The 18,380-nt window shown below is 52.0% G+C and carries 17 protein-coding genes and 1 pseudogene; 11 read left to right on the top strand and 7 right to left on the bottom strand.

Annotated elements, in window-relative coordinates; genetic code table 11:
• Nucleotides 1-59: 59 nt before the first annotated feature.
• A complete protein-coding gene (locus tag TU76_RS12870) occupies nucleotides 60-365 on the bottom strand; it encodes a PepSY domain-containing protein (protein ID WP_019829163.1) in 306 nt (101 codons plus the stop codon).
• Nucleotides 366-461: 96 nt separating this feature from the next.
• Nucleotides 462-1,583 carry a glycerophosphodiester phosphodiesterase gene (locus tag TU76_RS12865; RefSeq protein ID WP_048351779.1) on the bottom strand — a complete coding sequence of 374 codons (1,122 nt, stop codon included), beginning with the start codon at nucleotides 1,581-1,583 and terminating at the stop codon, nucleotides 462-464.
• A 232-nt stretch (nucleotides 1,584-1,815) separates the two neighbouring features.
• On the opposite strand from TU76_RS12865, the gene TU76_RS12860 reads away from it, so the two are divergent.
• On the top strand, nucleotides 1,816-2,139 hold the full coding sequence (locus TU76_RS12860) for a DUF2025 family protein (protein ID WP_019829165.1): 324 nt from the start codon (nucleotides 1,816-1,818) through the stop codon (nucleotides 2,137-2,139).
• A gap of 41 nt (nucleotides 2,140-2,180) precedes the next feature.
• Here TU76_RS12860 and TU76_RS12855 read toward each other — a convergent pair whose 3' ends face one another.
• Entirely contained in the window at nucleotides 2,181-3,248 is a 1,068-nt protein-coding gene (locus TU76_RS12855) for a diguanylate cyclase (RefSeq protein WP_046808853.1), read from the bottom strand.
• 274 nt (nucleotides 3,249-3,522) lie between these two features.
• Here TU76_RS12855 and TU76_RS12850 point away from each other — a divergent pair, with 274 nt between their 5' ends.
• Nucleotides 3,523-4,551, top strand: coding sequence for an MBL fold metallo-hydrolase (locus tag TU76_RS12850; protein WP_048351778.1), 1,029 nt, complete (start codon nucleotides 3,523-3,525; stop codon nucleotides 4,549-4,551).
• Between the two features lie 9 nt (nucleotides 4,552-4,560).
• Here the strand turns inward: TU76_RS12850 and TU76_RS12845 are convergent, their stop codons facing one another.
• Complete coding sequence (locus TU76_RS12845) at nucleotides 4,561-4,878, bottom strand: helix-turn-helix domain-containing protein (RefSeq protein WP_019829168.1); 318 nt, start codon at nucleotides 4,876-4,878, stop codon at nucleotides 4,561-4,563.
• Nucleotides 4,879-5,141: 263 nt separating this feature from the next.
• Here TU76_RS12845 and TU76_RS24460 point away from each other — a divergent pair, with 263 nt between their 5' ends.
• The 7 genes and pseudogenes from TU76_RS24460 to TU76_RS12810 all read left to right on the top strand — a co-directional run bounded on the left by TU76_RS24460 (nucleotide 5,142) and on the right by TU76_RS12810 (nucleotide 12,169).
• Nucleotides 5,142-5,555, top strand: a complete 414-nt coding sequence (locus TU76_RS24460; protein WP_053070215.1) for a hypothetical protein — start codon at nucleotides 5,142-5,144, stop codon at nucleotides 5,553-5,555.
• Nucleotides 5,521-7,512: pseudogene (locus TU76_RS12840) on the top strand (DUF637 domain-containing protein); the annotation flags it as partial. The gene TU76_RS24460 and the pseudogene TU76_RS12840, both read left to right, overlap by 35 nt.
• Before the next feature lie 342 nt (nucleotides 7,513-7,854).
• Entirely contained in the window at nucleotides 7,855-8,166 is a 312-nt protein-coding gene (locus tag TU76_RS25230; protein ID WP_151121061.1) for a hypothetical protein, read from the top strand.
• A gap of 532 nt (nucleotides 8,167-8,698) precedes the next feature.
• Nucleotides 8,699-8,908, top strand: coding sequence for a hypothetical protein (locus tag TU76_RS25610; RefSeq protein ID WP_231984117.1), 210 nt, complete (start codon nucleotides 8,699-8,701; stop codon nucleotides 8,906-8,908).
• Between the two features lie 15 nt (nucleotides 8,909-8,923).
• The gene (locus TU76_RS25605; protein WP_231984116.1) at nucleotides 8,924-9,067 is read left to right on the top strand and encodes a hypothetical protein; all 144 of its coding nucleotides are present in this window, start codon (nucleotides 8,924-8,926) and stop codon (nucleotides 9,065-9,067) included.
• A gap of 666 nt (nucleotides 9,068-9,733) precedes the next feature.
• Entirely contained in the window at nucleotides 9,734-9,982 is a 249-nt protein-coding gene (locus TU76_RS24750) for an Imm8 family immunity protein (protein ID WP_231984115.1), read from the top strand.
• Nucleotides 9,983-11,122: 1,140 nt separating this feature from the next.
• Entirely contained in the window at nucleotides 11,123-12,169 is a 1,047-nt protein-coding gene (locus TU76_RS12810; protein ID WP_048654691.1) for a hypothetical protein, read from the top strand.
• 80 nt (nucleotides 12,170-12,249) lie between these two features.
• Here the strand turns inward: TU76_RS12810 and TU76_RS12805 are convergent, their stop codons facing one another.
• From TU76_RS12805 to TU76_RS12795, 3 genes are all read right to left on the bottom strand, one after another.
• Nucleotides 12,250-13,500: a ribonucleotide-diphosphate reductase subunit beta gene (locus TU76_RS12805; RefSeq protein WP_048351774.1), complete on the bottom strand. Its 1,251-nt coding sequence runs from the start codon at nucleotides 13,498-13,500 to the stop codon at nucleotides 12,250-12,252.
• Between the two features lie 501 nt (nucleotides 13,501-14,001).
• Nucleotides 14,002-14,220, bottom strand: coding sequence for a hypothetical protein (locus tag TU76_RS12800; protein ID WP_048351773.1), 219 nt, complete (start codon nucleotides 14,218-14,220; stop codon nucleotides 14,002-14,004).
• A gap of 142 nt (nucleotides 14,221-14,362) precedes the next feature.
• The gene (locus tag TU76_RS12795; protein WP_019823437.1) at nucleotides 14,363-14,626 is read right to left on the bottom strand and encodes a DUF2790 domain-containing protein; all 264 of its coding nucleotides are present in this window, start codon (nucleotides 14,624-14,626) and stop codon (nucleotides 14,363-14,365) included.
• A 415-nt stretch (nucleotides 14,627-15,041) separates the two neighbouring features.
• Here TU76_RS12795 and acs point away from each other — a divergent pair, with 415 nt between their 5' ends.
• Nucleotides 15,042-16,997, top strand: a complete 1,956-nt coding sequence (gene acs, locus TU76_RS12790; protein WP_019823435.1) for an acetate--CoA ligase — start codon at nucleotides 15,042-15,044, stop codon at nucleotides 16,995-16,997.
• 556 nt (nucleotides 16,998-17,553) lie between these two features.
• Entirely contained in the window at nucleotides 17,554-18,327 is a 774-nt protein-coding gene (locus TU76_RS12785; protein WP_019823433.1) for an ABC transporter substrate-binding protein, read from the top strand.
• Nucleotides 18,328-18,380: the final 53 nt, after the last annotated feature.

The following is an 18,380-nucleotide window of genomic DNA, read 5'->3' as shown; positions in this document are numbered from 1 at the left end:
GCCAATAAAAAAGGCCGCGCCATTCATATTGAACGGCGCGGCCTTTTTATTAAGTCGACTTAAGTGTCTTGTTTGTCTTGCAGGACTTCGGCTGTTTTAGCGTCGAGATCGACGTCCCACTTAACACCTTTGCTATCGCGCAATTCAACTTCATAAACCAGTTTGCCGTAAGAGTGATCAAGCTCGGTATCGAGAATGGTTGCGCCTGGGTGTTTATCCAGCGCCGCTTGATTCAACTTTTCAAATGAGGTGATTTCACCCGATTTGATCAGGCCTGGAATATGGTCCGGGCGTACATCAGCCTGGGCAATACCGGCAGTCAGAGCCAGGGCAACAGTGGCGAATACTACATTAAGTGCTTTCATGTTTAATCCCTTGGGGTTGAGGTGTTTAAGTGGGATCAGATTACCCGGCGCAACTTAACTCATCCTTAATTTTCACCCGGCTACGGAGTCACGGACTTAATAGCCATTCTTTTCCAACAGTTGGTTGACGCTGTGTGGGGCGGGGCGCTGATAGAATTTGAGCAACTCGCTGGCGCGGTTCGTAAAAATGCCGTCGACCCCTGCTTCCATCGCTTTCTTGAAATCAACCGGTTCGTCGAGGGTGTACACGTGCACCAGCATGCCCTTGTCGTGGGTAGCCTTGTTCATCCACGGCTTGATCAGGTCGAAGTAGCTTTGGTCTCCGCCGTGGGTCAATGCCGCCGAAGGGCCTGTGCCGATAGCGCCGTTGGCCTTGGCAAAGTCGAGCCACTGGATGAACTCGGCTTTGTCCTTGGGCTGCTGTTTGGCGTAATAGGCAGCTTTGTCCTTCTCGCCCGAGTCTGTAAAGCTCTTGCTGGTGTTGGGTGTCATGCCGCCTTCACCCACCCACAGCAGCAGGATTTTCGGAGTGTCGGGCATTTCTTTTTGCAGCAGCTCAAGGCTGCTTTTCTCAAAGGTTTGCAGCATGACCCGACCTTTACCCTGGCCGACTTTTGACTCTGTTGTAGTTGCAGGTTCAAGCCAACCACGCTCGCTCAGCTTGTTTTTCAGGTCGTGCTCAAGTCCCGGGAACTGCTTGGGTTCTTTGGTTTCGATGTACAGGCCCGGTTTGTAGTGTGGATTGCCTTGGGCAATATCGATTATTTCGTCCAGGGTCAGAATCGGTAGCCCTGCATAGGATGGGCGCGCGCGATCAGGGTAAGCCTGATTGAACCAGCTACCGGCATCCAGGGTTTTAAGCTCGGCCAGGGTGAAGGCGCTGGCGGGACTGTCCTTGCGGTCCGGGAATTTTTCGGCCACGTCAGTGGTGCGTAACAGGCTGTTGTCGTGAAGCGCAAACAGAACCCCGTCCTTGCTGCGTTGAAGGTCCATTTCCAGGTAGTCGGCGCCCAGATCACGGGCGAGGGTATAGGCTGCTGCAGTTGATTCCGGGGCATCGAAGGATGCACCGCGATGTGCAATTACGGCCGGGTGCGGGATGCCATGAGCGTTGGCCAGTGCCGCCTCGGTAGCGTTGGGTGCGCTGGCGGCCTGTGCGCCGCCGATTCCCAGAATCAGGCTTAGAAGCAGGGCGCTTTTGCCAAAAGTGTCAGGCATTGGTTGAATTCCTTTCAATCAGAAAAATAGAGACCGCCTTTTTAACAACAAGACAGTCATGGAGGCTATCGAGAACCTGACACAAATGAGTGTCTTGCTTGTTTTTAAGCGTTTTTTCTTACAAATGTGCAGTATTCTTGACCACACCAACGTCCCCGGCAGAGGGACAAGCGTTACATCTTGCGTGTAAACCATTGTTCCAGAGCCTTCTGGCTCGTCAGTGAGGTTTACCATGCGCATCACTTCGCAACTTATCTGCCAAGCCGCCGACCTGCTTAATGGCTTTGTTGGTTTCAATCGCAAGACAGGCCAGCACATTGTCCGTTTCAGTGAGGATTCCTTCGGGATGGATGTTGCTGACGACAACATCACGCCCACCAGCGAGTTTGTCTGGCAGGCCGATGGCGCAGACAACATGACCCTGAAGCGCGAGCTGATTCAGTTATTACTGGATCAAAATATCGATGACCGCCTTAACATCACCGAACCACTGCACGTGTATATGCGGCGTCTGGACGTGCCTGAAATTTCGGCTGTACGCCGTTGCGTTAACTGAGTGCAGCAGCCCAGGACACTCTGTATCTCCCGGGCTGCTATTCAAGAAGGTTCTGAAAAAGTGTCTGCGGCGCCGACACAGATTTTGTTTCGGCCAGTGTTCTTTGCGATATACAGCGCTTTATCGGCTTCGTTCAGCCAGATGGAGGCGTTTTGAAACTCAGGGCGGCACGAAGCAAGCCCAATGCTCAGGCTCACGCTTATCCGTAGTTCAGGCTCGTCCGCGTGTTGGTAGTTGCAAAATACCTGACGCAACCGCTCCATGATTTCCTGGGCCTGATGCAAAGAGCGGTTGGGCAGGATGATGCAGAATTCATCACCGCCATACCGACCAGCCAGGTCTTGAACGCGCAAGTTGTCCTTGAGCTCCTTGCTGAGCTGGCGCAGTACACAATCACCGACGATATGCCCGTAGGTATCATTGATCTGCTTGAAATGGTCGATATCAATCAGGGCCAGGGTGGCGGGTGAATGACTCTCCCTGCTTTGCAGGAAGCTCAGGTGCAGCAGGTCTTTCCATGAACCGTGATTGAGCAGCCCGGTCAGGCTGTCGGTGCGGCTCAGGGTACTTAGTGCGCGTTTATGCTCGGCCAAGGTTATCGCCAGGCGATAGCTGACCATGCCTACAGAAAACGGGTAAAGAATCAGCACCGGTATGCAGGCATAGACTTGCAGGCTGTTGGTTTCGGGCGTGAAGGCAGCTCCCAGAAACAGAATCGAAATCAGGCCCCCTGCCAACTGCGCCAACACACCGTACAAGAGAAATCTTGGCCCTCCTGCCGCGACGTTATGCATCATCATCATGGACACAATAATGACTGTCGGCAGCGCGTTGAACTGGATGGTTGCTGCCCAGAACCCCCCGCACAGCGAGTCAATCAAGATGTTGCGCCGCTCAGTCCGATACGGATAGGTCGCACGTGAAGACAATTGAAATGCCAGGTGTGGCCATACGAGTGCATTGAACAGCAGCAGTCCCCATAGCCAGATGGGCTTGTCGAGTGGGTACAGGGCTGCTACCAAACTCAGACCGCCAAACCCTGAACCTATGGCACGTGGCGTATAAATACGCTTGGCAAACGACAAACCTTTGCCTCTTTTATTGTCCATGGTTATCTGCGCGAGATGTTTGGACTATGAACCCGGATACCGCTGGGTACCCGGACCGTCGATTGCTTGCTGATATCGGTTGTCGAGAATACATCGCACATATTCCGCACATTTTTGGAACGGTTATGGATGCAGACTAGCTCTATTAAGTCGAAGGCGAGTCGGCGTTGGTGACAATGTCTGTGGCCACTGTTAGTTCTTATAGAATGACGATCAACCTCTAACAGGCCGGAAAGCAAGATAATACTCATTTTTTCACTGGAGGCTTCATGCCATGGCACTCGACTCACGCAGTGCTGAGCGGCCTAAACCCGCTGAGCGTTATCAAGGTGCATTTCGAAATGATGGCGCCCGGCCGTCCTCCAGTCTTGGCAAGACCTTGGGTATTTTTTGGAGAATGCTTTTTCAAAAGCCGGCGAGTACGCGTCCTGCAGGTGTGATTCCGGTCAAGGCGTTAACGTGTGAACAGTTGGCTGCGGCACCTGATTTCAGTGTCTATCGATTGGGACACTCGACCTTGCTGCTCAAGCTCAATGGCAAATACTGGCTGACCGATCCTGTCTACGCGCAGCGCGCCTCACCGCTGCAGTGGATTGGCCCCAAGCGTTTCCATGCTCCCCCCATCAGCCTTCAAGAGCTTCCACCGTTGGAGGCCGTGATTCTGTCCCATAACCACTACGACCACCTGGACCAAAAAACCGTGTTGCAGCTGGCGGCCAAAACACAGCATTTTTTGGCGCCGCTGGGTGTCGGCGACCTGTTGATCAAGTGGGGAGTACAGGCCGGCAAAGTCCAGCAACTGGATTGGTGGCAAGACACCCATGTTGCAGGCATTCGTTTTATCGCCACTCCATCCCAGCACTTTTCAGGCCGCGGCCTGTTTGATCACAACCAGACGCTTTGGGCATCCTGGGTGTTAATCATTGGTGAGGTTCGGATTTTCTTCAGTGGAGATTCAGGGTACTTCGATGGATTCAAGCTGATTGGTGAGCAGTTTGGGCCATTCGACCTGACGCTGATGGAGACGGGTGCCTACAACGTCGACTGGCCCCATGTGCACATGCAGCCCGAGCATAGCCTCCAAGCTCATATCGACCTCAATGGGCGCTGGTTAATGCCGATTCACAACGGCACTTTTGATCTGGCTTTCCATGCCTGGTCCGAGCCGTTTGACCGCATTGTGGCGTTGGCAGAGCAACGCAATGTACTCATTACAACGCCACAAATGGGAGAGGCTTTCAACCTGACGCAGCCTCACAAGGGACAAGCCTGGTGGCTTGAGGTGCCAACCTCAGATCAATAGGCCACTTTTTTACTCGATCAGGGCAAAGTCTTCGCGGCCCATCGGGTCTGGCGTGGTGCCGCGAATATTGCCCCCGCGACCGGGCGAAAACCCGGGAAAGAACACCAACCCTTGCGCCTCCAGGCTGTAAGCGAGGGCAAGCCGGGTAACGTCGCGCACAGGGGCTTGGGCTTCGAAGCGTTCGATCGCCGGGACCGAAACCCCGGACTGCTCACTCAGGTAGTCGAGGCTCCAGCCAAGCATTTCACGGGCTTGCGCGCAGTGCAGCGGGGTAAATTGATTAATGACGATGCGTTCAAACGTACTGCGCATGGCTGAATGAGGCATGGGGTTCTCCAGGGCTGAGTCAGTGCTTGAAAATATACTGTGTTTTTATACAGTTATTTTTAGCGTGGATCAAACTCGTTTTTTGATAAGTCCCGACCGGAAAAGTCGCCTCATTTATCTCTTCTCAAGATAGCGACCACTCGGTTGTTGAACGAGACGTTTCGTCGTGGATATCCTCAGTGGTGCGTTGATCAACGCTAACAACGCTCATCTGGCCAGTGGCTCGACGCTACTGTTAAGCACTGCCAGCCTGGATAACCGTAGTGGTCAGCCAGGATCAGCTCAGCTTGACCCTCACCCATGGCGACTTGGACAACCGCGACAAAGGCACTCTGACCAGTCAAAAAGACTTGGTCATCAAGCTGTTGGCTGGTGATGTAAACAATCAGCAGGACGGGCTGATTTTCAGTAATAAAGGCCGACTCGACCTGGTCGCCCGCTCTCTGAACAACCAGCAAGGCACGTTGCAGAGTGAGAACAACAATCAGATGCGCCTGAGTGGCGCCTTGAACAACCAAGGCGGCAGGATTAACAGTTTCAGTGGCGATCTTGATCTCGACGCGGCCAGTGTTGCCAACAACACAGGCGGCGTGCTCAACAGCGAAAAAGGCTTGGTAAAGCTGGTCACGGGCTTGTTCGATAAACGAGTTGAGTTTGCTGGCCGCGCAAGACAGTAATTACTCGTTGTACGACATGAAGAAAAACGGTGGTTGGGGGAGCAACGCAACCAAGCGTGACGAAGTGACCGATGTGAAGAACGTGGGGAGCGAAATCAAGACGGGTGGCGACCTGACCCTGAGCAGTGGCGGTGATCAGCTTTATCAGGCGGCCAAGCTTGATAGCGGGAAAGACATCACGCTCGTAAGCGGCGGCGGTATCACCTTCGAAGCAGTCAAGGACCTGCACCAGGAGAGTCACGAAAAGAGTAATAACAATGCGTTTTGGGTTTCATCCAAAGGCAAGGGCAACACGGATGAAACTGTTCGGCAAACCCTGATGATTGCCGAAGGCAACATTGCGATCAAAGCCGTTGATGGCCTGAAGATAGATATCAGACAGGTTGATCAACAAACCGTTAGCCAGTCTATCGAAGCAATGGTCAAGGCAGACCCGCAATTGGCTTGGCTTAAAGAAGCTGAAAAACGTGGTGATGTGGATTGGCGCCAGGTCAAGGAAATCCACGACAGCTTCAAGTACAGCAACTCGGGGCTTGGGCCTGCTTCGCAGATCATTATTGCAATTGTGATGGCGGCTGTAGTCGGGCCTGCAGCAATGGGGGCAATGACGGCAGCGGGAGCGAGTGTCGGAGTTGCAGCCGGGGCAGGTGCCGTTGCAGCGGGCGCGGCAACGAATGCCGCTGTCAGCACCGTCAATAATCGCGGCAATCTTGGCGCGGTGATCAAGGACGTAACGTCATCGGATGCGATGAAAGGGTATGTGGTATCGGGCGTTACCGCCGGTGTTACAGCGGGCTACTTTGATGATTTGACTGGAACCAAAACCAATACGGGAACCAGCAAAGTCAATGTACCGCTCAACACCTGGAAAGGTGTCGGGCAGTTTGCGGCCAATCAGACACTGCAAAGTGGTACCTCCCTGGCCTTGAGCAAGGCATTGGGGCAGGGCGGCAACGTCAGTGATGCGTTGAAAAATGCTTTGTTTAACACCTTGGCTGCGGCGAGTTTCAATGCGGTTGGTGATTACACCCAAGGTGTGTTTGCCGATGGTTCTGCGCAAAAAATCGCGATCCACGCCATGGTGGGTGGATTACTCGCCGAAGCAACGGGTGGTGATTTTAAAACCGGTGCGTTGGCTGCTGGTGCTAACGAAGCACTCGTGGGCCATCTGAATAACTTGGTCAAGGGCGATGAAAATCTGCTGAACATGAGTTCGCAGATTGTTGGGGTGTTGGCTGCGGCCGCTCAAAATGACGTTGATGCCAGCAAGCTTGAGAAAGGGAAATGGATTGCGCAGAACCTGACGCAGTACAACTTCCTGAACCACTTGCCGCCGGGCTTGGTTGAGTATGGGCAAGCGGCAACGACCCTCGCAGAAGATATGCAAAAAAAGGGCGCTACGGGTGATGAAATAGCTCAGGCGCAACTGGAGTTGGCCCGAGGGCAAGGGTTTGATGGTGTTCAACCGGCTACTGAGTTTGTAAAGGCCTGGGGCCTGTTTATGGCTGGTGAACTCACAGGGGTGGGGCTTGCGGGGGTATTAGGAAGGCTGGTTTCGGGGGGTGTCAAAGGAGTGTCAGGGTCGACTCTGACGAGGGACGAATTGATCTCTGGCTTGTCTGTAGGCACTAAGATCACGCCAGGAAGTGTGGTTGATATCCGTAGGTTGCCAGATGGCCGAACAGTCTGGCTGGAAAAGGGTACTGATGCTGCCGGACTGCAACACATTTACAAACGACACGAAGTCGACTTTGTCAGCAAAGGCATCTCACGTGATGATATTCCAAATGTTGTTATGAGTGCTCTTGAGCGTGGAAAAATTGTCGGGACCAATGGTTCGGCTAGTGTTTATCGCATTATGTACAATGGCGTTGAACAAAACATCGCTGTTGGGATTGGCTCAAACGGCTTCGTGGTTCGAGCTAATCCGGTCAGTTCTTGGAAACCATTGCCATGATCAGGTTAAGACTAACGAGTGAGTATTTGGCTGGGCCGATATTCTGCCCAGATCCGGATAGAATGGGACACGTTGATATTGAAGATTTGCCCCTTTCTCAAGAGCTGAAGGTCAAAATCAGTGAATGGGACGGTGAGTATCAGTCGACGTTCAACAGCGACTACCCGCCCGATTCTTGTTTTGCCACTCCTGAGGCAGAGCTTCGGCATATAGCAGAGGGGGAGCTACTGGCCAAATCGATACAACAAGAACTAGAGAGCAGTTATACGGTTGAGTATTGCCCATAGTCGATAATTAGTCGGTGCAAAAGGTAGTGCGTTCGCTGGGAAAAACATTGATGATTTGTCGAATGCAGGAAAACTGCTTGATCCGGCCGATAAATCAGGACAACTTTCATTAGCGGGTCGAGCACTCCAAAAACACGGTAGTCGTGAAGGCAGTGCGTTTCCTAGCGATAAAGGGAGCCCTTCTGAAATCAACGCTCAAGGTCAAAAAATAGCTGACGAAATCTTGAGCAATCCGGCGGCCACCGTAACCTATAAAGACACAGGTAGATTTGGGAAGGTCATGGATGTGATTGCCCCCGATGGCCGTGGGCTTCGCTACGATTCAAATGGGAAATTTATTGGTTTGCTGGAGCCCCCGAAGCCATGAATCTTTTATCTTCTGTGATAACAAGCCCCCCAGATCGAGAGAATTGTGTATTCGAAATTTGGGCGGGGTCGAGTCAGTTGGCTGAGGTATCACATGAGCCAGGAAGACCAATTGAAATAGAAATTTATCCCCCCGTTGAGGGTGGTAAATGGAATTTCAATCTTGAGGACCTTATGACTGCTTTGCATCAGGCGACTAAGACTTTAGCTTCTCACGAATAAGTTGGTGCAAAAGGCATTAGTAAGATTTTTGAACCCGGTCGAACGCCAAAAGCCAGTGAGTTGAAGCAATATGCGGAAGCTCAAGGTTGGAAGCCTGCTCAGGCGGATGGTGGCCCTCTCAAATATCTTGACGCGAATGGCATTCCTCGTGTGACAATCAAACAAGGCAGTTCGCGGGCACCAGGAAGTGCTGATCCACATGTTGAGTTTAAAAGCGCGACAGGTCAAAGAACAGACGCCTTTGGTAATCCGGTAACAAGAAAAAGTCCGGATAATTATACGTCAATTGACTTTGATTTATGAGGATGAAAATGAACTATTATGAAATTCCTTCGCTTTCAAATATTTATCTCGAAGATAGCTATGTTTTATCTGTTCTTGAGGGGGATGGCTCTCTAGTCTTTGAATTGGAAGCAGTTCTTACTGAAAACCATCCGAAATATAAAAAGCCACAAGAAGGAGAGATACATTGCTATAGGAAGATTTTGTTGCGCTTTCTAAATGTGGACTCTTTTGAATAGCTTGACAGGAGATTTATGGCATATGCAGATGCTTCAGGCGAGTTCGATTATGGAAATATAGACAGCTTTGTTGGTTGTGATAGTGGCTATGAATTGGCTGGTGACTGGGGGCAAGTAGCTATCAAGGGGCAAGCTGTAGACGTAATTGTCGAAGAATAGTTTGTACAAAAGGTATTTCGGAGGTTTAGTCGTCACAAGCAAGCCACTTTGGTTAGTATCTATGGCGGGAGCGTTTCAACAGAAGCTAGCTGAGAAATTGCTTAATGGTTCATCATCATCAAGTGAGGTAGATGAACTTTGTGAGTTGATTTCTAATGAGTTTTTGATGAGTGGTGTAAAGGAGAGTTTCGAGCCAAATAGTTATGGCCTTGAGCTTGAATTGCTTCTGGATGCGGTCAACAGAGGTCGTGTTCAGGGTCGTTAGAATTTCGTGATTTTTCGGATCTTTGGTTGGTGCAACAAATGGAGCATCTAGCTCAGGCGCTGAAAATGCGGCCTTGTATCCAAAGCTGAAGGATCAACTGATATAAGAAAACTTGAGCAATGTTGCGGCCCAGGACTCAAGATTAGCTGCTGCTGTGAACGGTAGTGGAACGAAAAACCCGAACTTCTCTATCGGTCAAGGTACATCTTCCGAAGCTAATCAGTTGGGTAAAACCTGGGTTGGAGATGGTGCTCGCGTATACAGGCCGCCAACACATAAAGATTCATCGTTTTACAACGACAGGCGTGCAGGGCAACTTTGAAAAGTACAACATCAACCCTGTAACAGGTCAGCGCATAAAAAGTAAGTAATGGCCATCTGAATGTGGCTGATTAGGAGGGATGGTGCGTGCTGTTATAAAAGGTATTTTTAATGATGTTTTTGATGTTGAGACTTACTGTCCTGAGAGCGCAGAGAATTTTTCTTTGAGTCTTCGTATTCGAATTGGGCTTGATTGCATGCAAGGGGCAGATGATTTTGAGCTTTTCATCTGCACTCCAAAGTGGCTAGAAGAGACAATATGGGAGACTCGTTGGGGGAGAGGCCTATTAATTGTTCGAGAATATAATTTTCGACTATTGCTGGGTTGATTCATGATTATGTGTGCGGCTTTGAGGGGGGCAGTTGGGGAGTTTGATGATTACCAAGCCCAATCAATAGGTGTATTTATTTAACACCGGCCATGCGCCGGTGTTATTTTATCTGCTTACTGCCAAACTTCCTTTACTTAGCTGCTCGATTTAGTCGTGGCCTGAGCGATCAAAGCATCAAGCATCTGCGCAACAAATTTCTGCTGGCTCTTAGGTACCTGGTCGATGGCCTGCAATTGCTGCTGCCATTTTGGAGCCGGGCCCCGTTTGCGCCACAGTGGTTTCCGGCTGCTGGCCAAACATCTTTTCGAGTGTGCTCGAAAGGAGTCGGGCCAGTTGTAGCAACGCCGGCACTTGGATACTCAGCTTGCCGGACTGATAGGCTTGCATAGTCTGCTGGGAGGCCCATAAGCGGGTTCTATTACCAACGACTGTCTCACGAAGCGCTCATTGCCCGTACCGGCTAGCGCTACATCGACGGCAGAGCCAGCGACAATACGTGTTTATGTTCCCCATTTTTTGTCTGTGAACTATCAAGAGCTTTCTTCGTGTTTTTCAGACTTTTCCTATGTTTTTTAACTCGAGCACACCTAAGACTTAGCCTATTCAGGGACTCAGGTTCCATCAAGCAACTTCATGTTACTTAGTGAAGTCAATGAAGTGTGTATGGAGTAAGTATGTCGGCCTGTCATCTCGAGATGAAATTGTTACTTGTTTTGATTGGCCTGTCTGGTGAACAGAATGATCCTGCGGCGCCAGGAAAAATAATAACATGCCCGTCTTTTGGATTGTCACTTAGTGGTGGAATGGCTGTATTGAAAAACCTCAGTCTGAAAATTAAATCGGAAATCGCGCTATGAGCTCAATATTAATCTTGTTAAAAGATAGTGCTTGGAAGAAATACTTTGTCGTAGCGGTTGAGTTTGCTATCACTACTTATAACGAACGCCTGGGTTTTTCCCAAAAGCGAACGCTTGCTGTGAGGGTTTTAAATGATCTGTTCAGTGATATAACTTGGATCTGTCTAAGATCAGCGCTGTTTGCAGTTAAAATAAAAGATGATTTGGTAGCAGTTTTTCAATGGTCGAATAACGATAATTTGAAATTGCATTGCCCTCTAAAAGAACGGTATTGCAAGTAATGATGCACTCCATAAATGCGTCAGCTATCGGCGGCAATCAACTTCTTTACCTGCTGTATGGCGACAAGGCCGTTTATCGCCATGAAGCAAAGTTCAGTATTTTGACGGCGCTGCGCCACCGCAAGAGTCCAGTTGATTTCACGATCACGTTGATGACTGATCAGCCTGAGGCGTTTGATGGATGGCCGATTACAGTGTTACCCCTGAGCGCGGATACGCTGGACACCTGGCAAGGTGTAGGTGGTTACTCTCATCGGCGTAAGGCTTGTGCGATCCAGGCGGGTGTCGGGCTTGCTGACAAAACTATTTTCATTGATACCGACACGGTTTTTGTCAAAGACCCGTCCCGGCTGTTCAAGCGCGTTACTGATGATCAATTTTTGATGGATGAGTTTGAGTGGCGTTGGGACGAGGCTTCACTACGTTCGGAGTTCAGCGTACTCGTGACCCATCTCAATACTGGAAATGAAGCACCCGCTCCAACCTTGAGGTTGTTCAATAGTGGGGTTTGCGGGATGACCAAGGCCAACGGGGATATTCTCGATGGGGCCATTAGTTTGATTGATCAATGGGTTCATCATGGCGCTACACTCCTGACGATTGAGCAAATCGCAATGTCATTCATGCTGGCTGGTCGAAAAGTCGTCGAGGCCAATGACTGTGTCAATCACTACTTTTCGGTGAAGCGCTACCACCATGCAATGTACCGGGTTTTTTTCGATAAGCACGGCGAGAACTATCGCTATGACTTGCTGGGAGCAACATTCGCTGTTCCCACCCGTCTTCCAAATAACTCACTGCGCAACCGCTTACAGTTGAAGTGGGCCTTCAGGGGGCAATTTGCTGCTTCCCGAAAAATAGCCAAATTCTATCTGTTGGGCAAGGCAGCCAATAACGCTCTCTATCTTGAAGCTTGCAAATATCTTTGGTGGACGGTGGCTATTGAGGAACTGAGAAATCTGGAGCCTGCTGACAAGTCCCTCAATAAACTGGCTGAACTATGGCAGACGGACCCCGAATTTTTGAGCCTTATAGAGGGCATGTAAAAATGCCGATGCACAAAAAAAAGGGCCAACAATCGTTGGCCCTTCTTGCTTGCTACGTGTGACTTAACTCAAGCCCCGTATCAATCCCAGCTCAATGCACCGCCGGTTTGGTATTCAATAACCCGCGTTTCGAAGAAGTTTTTCTCTTTCTTCAAGTCCATGATTTCGCTCATCCATGGGAACGGGTTGGTCGTGCCCGGGTATTCTTCTTTCAGGCCGATTTGCGACAGGCGGCGGTTGGCGATGAACTTGAGGTAGTCCTCCATCATCGCGGCGTTCATGCCCAGTACTCCGCGCGGCATGGTGTCGCGAGCGTATTCGATTTCCAGCTGGGTGCCTTGCAGGATCATCTGCGAAGCTTCTTCCTTCATTTCAGCGTCCCACAGATGCGGGTTTTCGATTTTGATCTGGTTGATCACGTCGATGCCGAAGTTCAAGTGCATGGATTCGTCGCGCAGGATGTACTGGAACTGCTCGGCGACGCCGGTCATCTTGTTGCGACGGCCCATCGACAGGATCTGCGTGAAGCCACAGTAGAAGAAGATGCCTTCCAGAACGCAGTAGTAGGCGATCAGGTTGCGCAGCAGCTCTTTGTCGGTTTCAACCGTGCCGGTTTCGAACTTCGGATCGGAGATCGAACGGGTGTACTTCAGGCCCCAGGTGGCTTTTTTAGCGACCGACGGGATCTCGTGGTACATGTTGAAGATCTCGCCTTCATCCATGGCCAGCGATTCGATGCAGTACTGGTAGGCGTGGGTGTGGATCGCCTCTTCGAATGCCTGGCGCAGGATGTACTGGCGGCATTCCGGGTTGGTGATCAGGCGGTATACGGCCAGCACCAGGTTGTTGGCAACCAGGGAGTCGGCGGTAGAGAAGAAGCCCAGGTTACGCATCACGATGCGGCGCTCGTCGTCAGTCAGGCCTTCCGGGTTTTTCCAGAGGGCGATGTCGGCGGTCATGTTGACTTCTTGCGGCATCCAGTGGTTTGCGCAACCGTCCAGGTACTTCTGCCAGGCCCAGTCGTACTTGAACGGTACGAGCTGGTTGAGGTCGGCGCGGCAGTTGATCATCATCTTTTCGTCAACCGCAACTCGGGCGGAAGCGCCTTCGAGTTCGGCCAGACCTTCGGCGACGTCAAGGTTATCCAGTGCGGCCTTGGCGCGAATGATGGCGGCAGAGTCGCTGGCCGTCACTGCGCGGGCTTCTTGGGCGGCAACACCACCGGCGGCGTCCAGGCGGTCCATGTTGGCTTCGGTTGCGTGACCCGCGTTGGCGCCTTTAACAGCGACTTCGCCTTCGTCTTCTTTGTCGAATTCGTCCCAGCTCAGCATGACGTATCGTCTCCTGCGTGAGGGCCAATGGCCGTGTGAAAACACTTATGGTTTGGTTTTTACACGGCCATAGGCCACTTGGATCTAAGAAATGTTGCTTGCAGTAGCGTTGTGCTCACGCAAAAACATGAATGTGTACGTTGGCTTGTATCGCTGTCGCTCAGGGGAGGAGGTTGTACCTGCACTCACCCTGGGCCTTGAGGCCGTAGCAGCGTGGATTTATAGCCCGCGAAGGGGATATATCAAGCCTTTTTGATGGCCGCAGTATACGGCTTTTGCACAAGGTATTTCAGCCAGTTTTTTTTCAGGGGATGCGACGAAACGCCCTAAATTTATCCTGGGCTTAAGTAGGGCTGCGGCTGAGCGAGGGTTTACGGGAGCAGAAGTTTTTTTTCATCGGCCCAAGAGGTCGAATGACCTGTGGCTTAAGCGCGAATGAAGAGGGCTTTGGTGCGAGGAAGGATCAAGCCCGGCCGAAACCGGGCGTCAGTCGATGCGGTGTCAGCTGAGGCGATGGCCGTTGGTACGGTCGTAGCCATCTTCGGCAAAGCCTGCCGAGCGGGTGTTGTCGTAACCATCTTCTGCAAAGCTGGCCGAGCGGGTGTTCTGGTAACCGTCTTCTGCAAAAGCGGCTGCGTGAGTGCGGTCGTAGCCGTCAGCGGCAAATGCGGTACTGGCCAGAACGGACAGACTCAAAGCCATTATCCATGAACGTTTCATTTAATAATTCCCGGGCGATACAGGCGCAGGCAGGCAACTGTTCAACGGCAATAAAGTTGCATTGAAAGTGGCGATTAAGTGCCGCGTGGGATCGCTTATATAAGTAAGTTAATTAGCGGTGTCATAAAGCGGTTGCGATGAATCAGCCGTTGGAGCAGCCGTTGCCCATCACGCGGTATTCAAGGGTGTGCTGCATGCCTTGCGAGTCTTCGTAGACCATTTGTGCCGGCACGACTTCGCAGACGCTGGGAATTTCGCTCATGGAAATCACCTTGGCGATGTCCAGTTCGGAAGAGTAGGAATACTGTTCAACGGCCGGTTGCTGGTGCGCAGCCTGTGTGTTTGTTTCATCCGCCATGGCGGTCAAACACACACTGCTTAGAGCCAGAACTAACAACGCTTTCATTTCAAATTTACCTGTTTTAGGTCGAGTGGGGTCACACAGCCCTTGTGAGGCTGTGTGTGAAACTGAGTAAGTAAGAGCGACTAAACTTGCCTTCGTGGGGGCTGTAACTTGGGTCAATCGCGGTGCCTTGGTTGGCGAGATGAATTTTAGGCCTGCGCTGCACGGGCATATAGAGGGGGTTTTGATAAAGACTGTTGACAGTTTCTGCAACAATCGTCGAAAACAGGGTTCATTTTTGACGTTTGCAAGGCGTGCATCCAACAGTAAAGCGCTGTAAGTACTGTTCTTGAGCCTTGCGCAGAAAAACCATGGTTTTTCTGCGTGTTTCTTACTACCAACGTCGAATGGATCTCACGGCTTGGCCCGGCTAAAACAGGGTCATAAAACAACAACTACAAGCATTGAGGTATGAAACATGAGTGCCGCTTCCCTGTATCCCGTACGCCCTGAAGTCGCTGCCAATACGCTGACTGACGAGGCGACCTACAAGGCGATGTACCAGCAGTCCGTCGTCAACCCGGATGGCTTCTGGCGCGAACAAGCAAAGCGTCTCGACTGGATCAAGCCTTTTACTACCGTCAAGCAGACCTCCTTCGACGATCACCATGTCGATATCAAGTGGTTTGCAGATGGCACGCTCAACGTTTCCTACAACTGCCTGGATCGCCACCTTGCTGAGCGCGGCGACCAGATAGCCATCATCTGGGAAGGCGATGACCCTTCCGAACAGCGCAACATTACCTACCGCGAACTGCACGAAGAAGTGTGCAAGCTGGCCAACGCCTTGCGCGGTCAGGATGTGCACCGTGGTGACGTCGTTACTATCTATATGCCGATGGTGCCGGAAGCCGTGGTCGCCATGCTGGCCTGTACCCGGATCGGCGCGATTCACTCCGTGGTGTTTGGCGGTTTCTCCCCCGAGGCACTGGCCGGGCGGATCATCGATTGCAAATCCAAGGTGGTCATCACCGCCGACGAAGGTCTGCGTGGCGGCAAGCGCACAGCGCTCAAGGCCAATGTCGATGTGGCACTGACCAACCCTGACACCTCGAGTGTGCAGAAGATCATCGTGTTCAAGCGCACCGGTGGCGACATCGCCTGGTACAAGCACCGTGATATCTGGTACCACGACTTGATGGCCGTTGCTTCGAAGCACTGCGCCCCGAAAGAGATGGGGGCCGAAGAAGCCCTGTTCATCCTTTATACCTCCGGCTCAACCGGCAAGCCCAAAGGCGTGCAGCACACCACTGGCGGCTATCTGCTCTATGCGGCGCTGACCCATGAGCGTGTGTTCGATTACCGTCCAGGCGAAGTGTACTGGTGCACCGCCGATGTGGGCTGGGTGACCGGTCACACTTATATTGTTTACGGGCCGTTGGCCAATGGCGCGACCACCTTGCTGTTTGAAGGTGTGCCGAACTATCCGGACATCACCCGGGTGTCGAAAATTGTCGACAAGCACAAGGTCAACATTCTCTACACCGCACCAACCGCCATTCGCGCCATGATGGCTGAAGGCCAGGCTGCGGTTAAAGGGGCCGATGGTTCCAGCTTGCGTTTGCTGGGCTCGGTGGGCGAGCCGATTAACCCTGAAGCCTGGAACTGGTACTACACAACGGTAGGCAAGGAGCGCTGCCCGATCGTGGATACCTGGTGGCAGACCGAAACCGGTGCTTGCATGATGAGCCCATTACCGGGTGCGCACGCACTCAAGCCGGGGTCAGCTGCGCGTCCGTTTTTCGGTGTGGTGCCGGGGCTGGTGGATAACCTGGGCAACCTGATAGAGGGCGCAGCCGAAGGCAATCTGGTGATTCTGGATTCGTGGCCGGGGCAGGCGCGGACCCTGTATGGCGATCACGACCGTTTCGTCGATACCTACTTCAAGACCTTCCGTGGCATGTACTTCACCGGTGACGGCGCGCGTCGCGACGAAGACGGCTACTACTGGATCACGGGTCGCGTGGATGACGTGCTCAACGTGTCCGGCCACCGGATGGGTACGGCTGAAATCGAAAGCGCGATGGTGGCGCATCCTAAAGTCGCTGAAGCCGCAGTGGTTGGCGTTCCGCATGACATCAAGGGGCAGGGGATCTATGTCTACGTCACCCTAAATGGTGGCGAAGAGCCGAGTGAAGCGCTGCGCCTTGAATTGAAAAACTGGGTGCGCAAGGAGATCGGTCCAATCGCCTCGCCGGATGTAATCCAGTGGGCGCCGGGCCTGCCGAAAACTCGCTCGGGCAAGATCATGCGCCGCATTCTGCGCAAGATAGCCACCGGTGAATACGATGGTCTGGGTGATATTTCTACCTTGGCCGACCCGGGTGTGGTGCAGCACTTGATTGAGACCCACAAAGGCATGAAAGTCGCATAACACGTGTTGAGTGTCATCGAGCCCCGTCCGGCGTTGCCTGGCGGGGCTTTTTTATGGTGGCCTGGAATCTACAGTGGGAGCGGGCATTTAGGACCAGTAAGACGGTTGCTCCTGTAGGTGTAGGCCCTCGGTGTTACCGAATGTGTAACCGACTGCGCCAAGGTGGGGCTTTGCGATACTAAAAGCACTGATTTAGAGCCATTTGTGGCCCGTCATAAAATAAGATGAAACGCTACACTTGCCGGAATAGAAGGGTTTGCGAATAATAGGCCCGCTATTTGCAACTCATATAGGTTCTACATCTTTTGCTCTTGCATTATTTTGGAGAGCTGTCAATGCCTAGGGTCGCCTTTTTCGGTGCATCTGTAATTAGTTGTCGCATTGAAGAAATTACGGCTTGAAGCCTGTCGTTAGAATGCCGATCACTCGCTCGTCGTTGTTGTGCTGATCTCAGTGCAACGCCAGTAGGACGTGGCGCCGCATTCCCGGTTTAACCTCCGCATATTGGGCCTAGGCTCACTCTGCATTTATTGCCCTTTACCGATGGAGTCCTAAGATGAAGAAACTCGTGCTTCTTGGCGCCCTGGCACTGTCCGTGCTGTCCCTGCAGGCTTTTGCTGCTGATAAACCTCTGAAGATTGGTATTGAAGCGGCGTACCCTCCGTTCGCCTCCAAGGCCCCGGATGGCAGTATCGTGGGTTTTGACTACGACATCGGTAATGCTCTGTGCGAGCAGATGCAGGTCAAGTGTGTGTGGGTCGAGCAAGAATTCGATGGTCTGATCCCTGCGCTTAAAGTACGCAAAATCGATGCGATCCTGTCCTCGATGTCCATCACCGAAGACCGCAAGAAGTCGGTTGATTTCACCAACAAGTACTACCTCACTCCGGCACGTCTGGTGATGAAGGAAGGCACTGTGGTCGGCGATAACCTTGAGGAGCTCAAGGGCAAGAAAATCGGCGTACAGCGCGGTTCGATCCACGACCGTTTCGCGAAGGAAGTTCTGGCACCTAAAGGTGCAACCGTCGTTCCTTACGGTTCACAGAATGAAATCTACCTGGACGTAGAAGCGGGCCGTCTGGATGGCACCGTTGCAGACGCCACCCTGCTGGAAGACGGTTTCCTGAAAACCCCGGCTGGCAAAGGTTATGCCTTCGCAGGCCCAGCTTTCACCGACGTGAAATACTTTGGTGACGGCGTGGGGATCGCAGTGCGCAAGGGCGACGCCCTCAAAGACAAGATCAACACTGCTATCACGGCTCTGCGTGAAAACGGCAAGTACAAGCAAATCCAGGACAAATACTTCAACTTCGATATTTACGGTCAGTAATACATCGCTGCGGTAAGTCCGAAATGGCGCAAGCAACAGATTCTCTGAAGTTT

Source organism: Pseudomonas psychrophila, from assembly GCF_001043005.1.
Lineage (GTDB): Bacteria > Pseudomonadota > Gammaproteobacteria > Pseudomonadales > Pseudomonadaceae > Aquipseudomonas > Aquipseudomonas psychrophila.
This window is presented reverse-complemented; position numbering and strand designations above follow the sequence as displayed.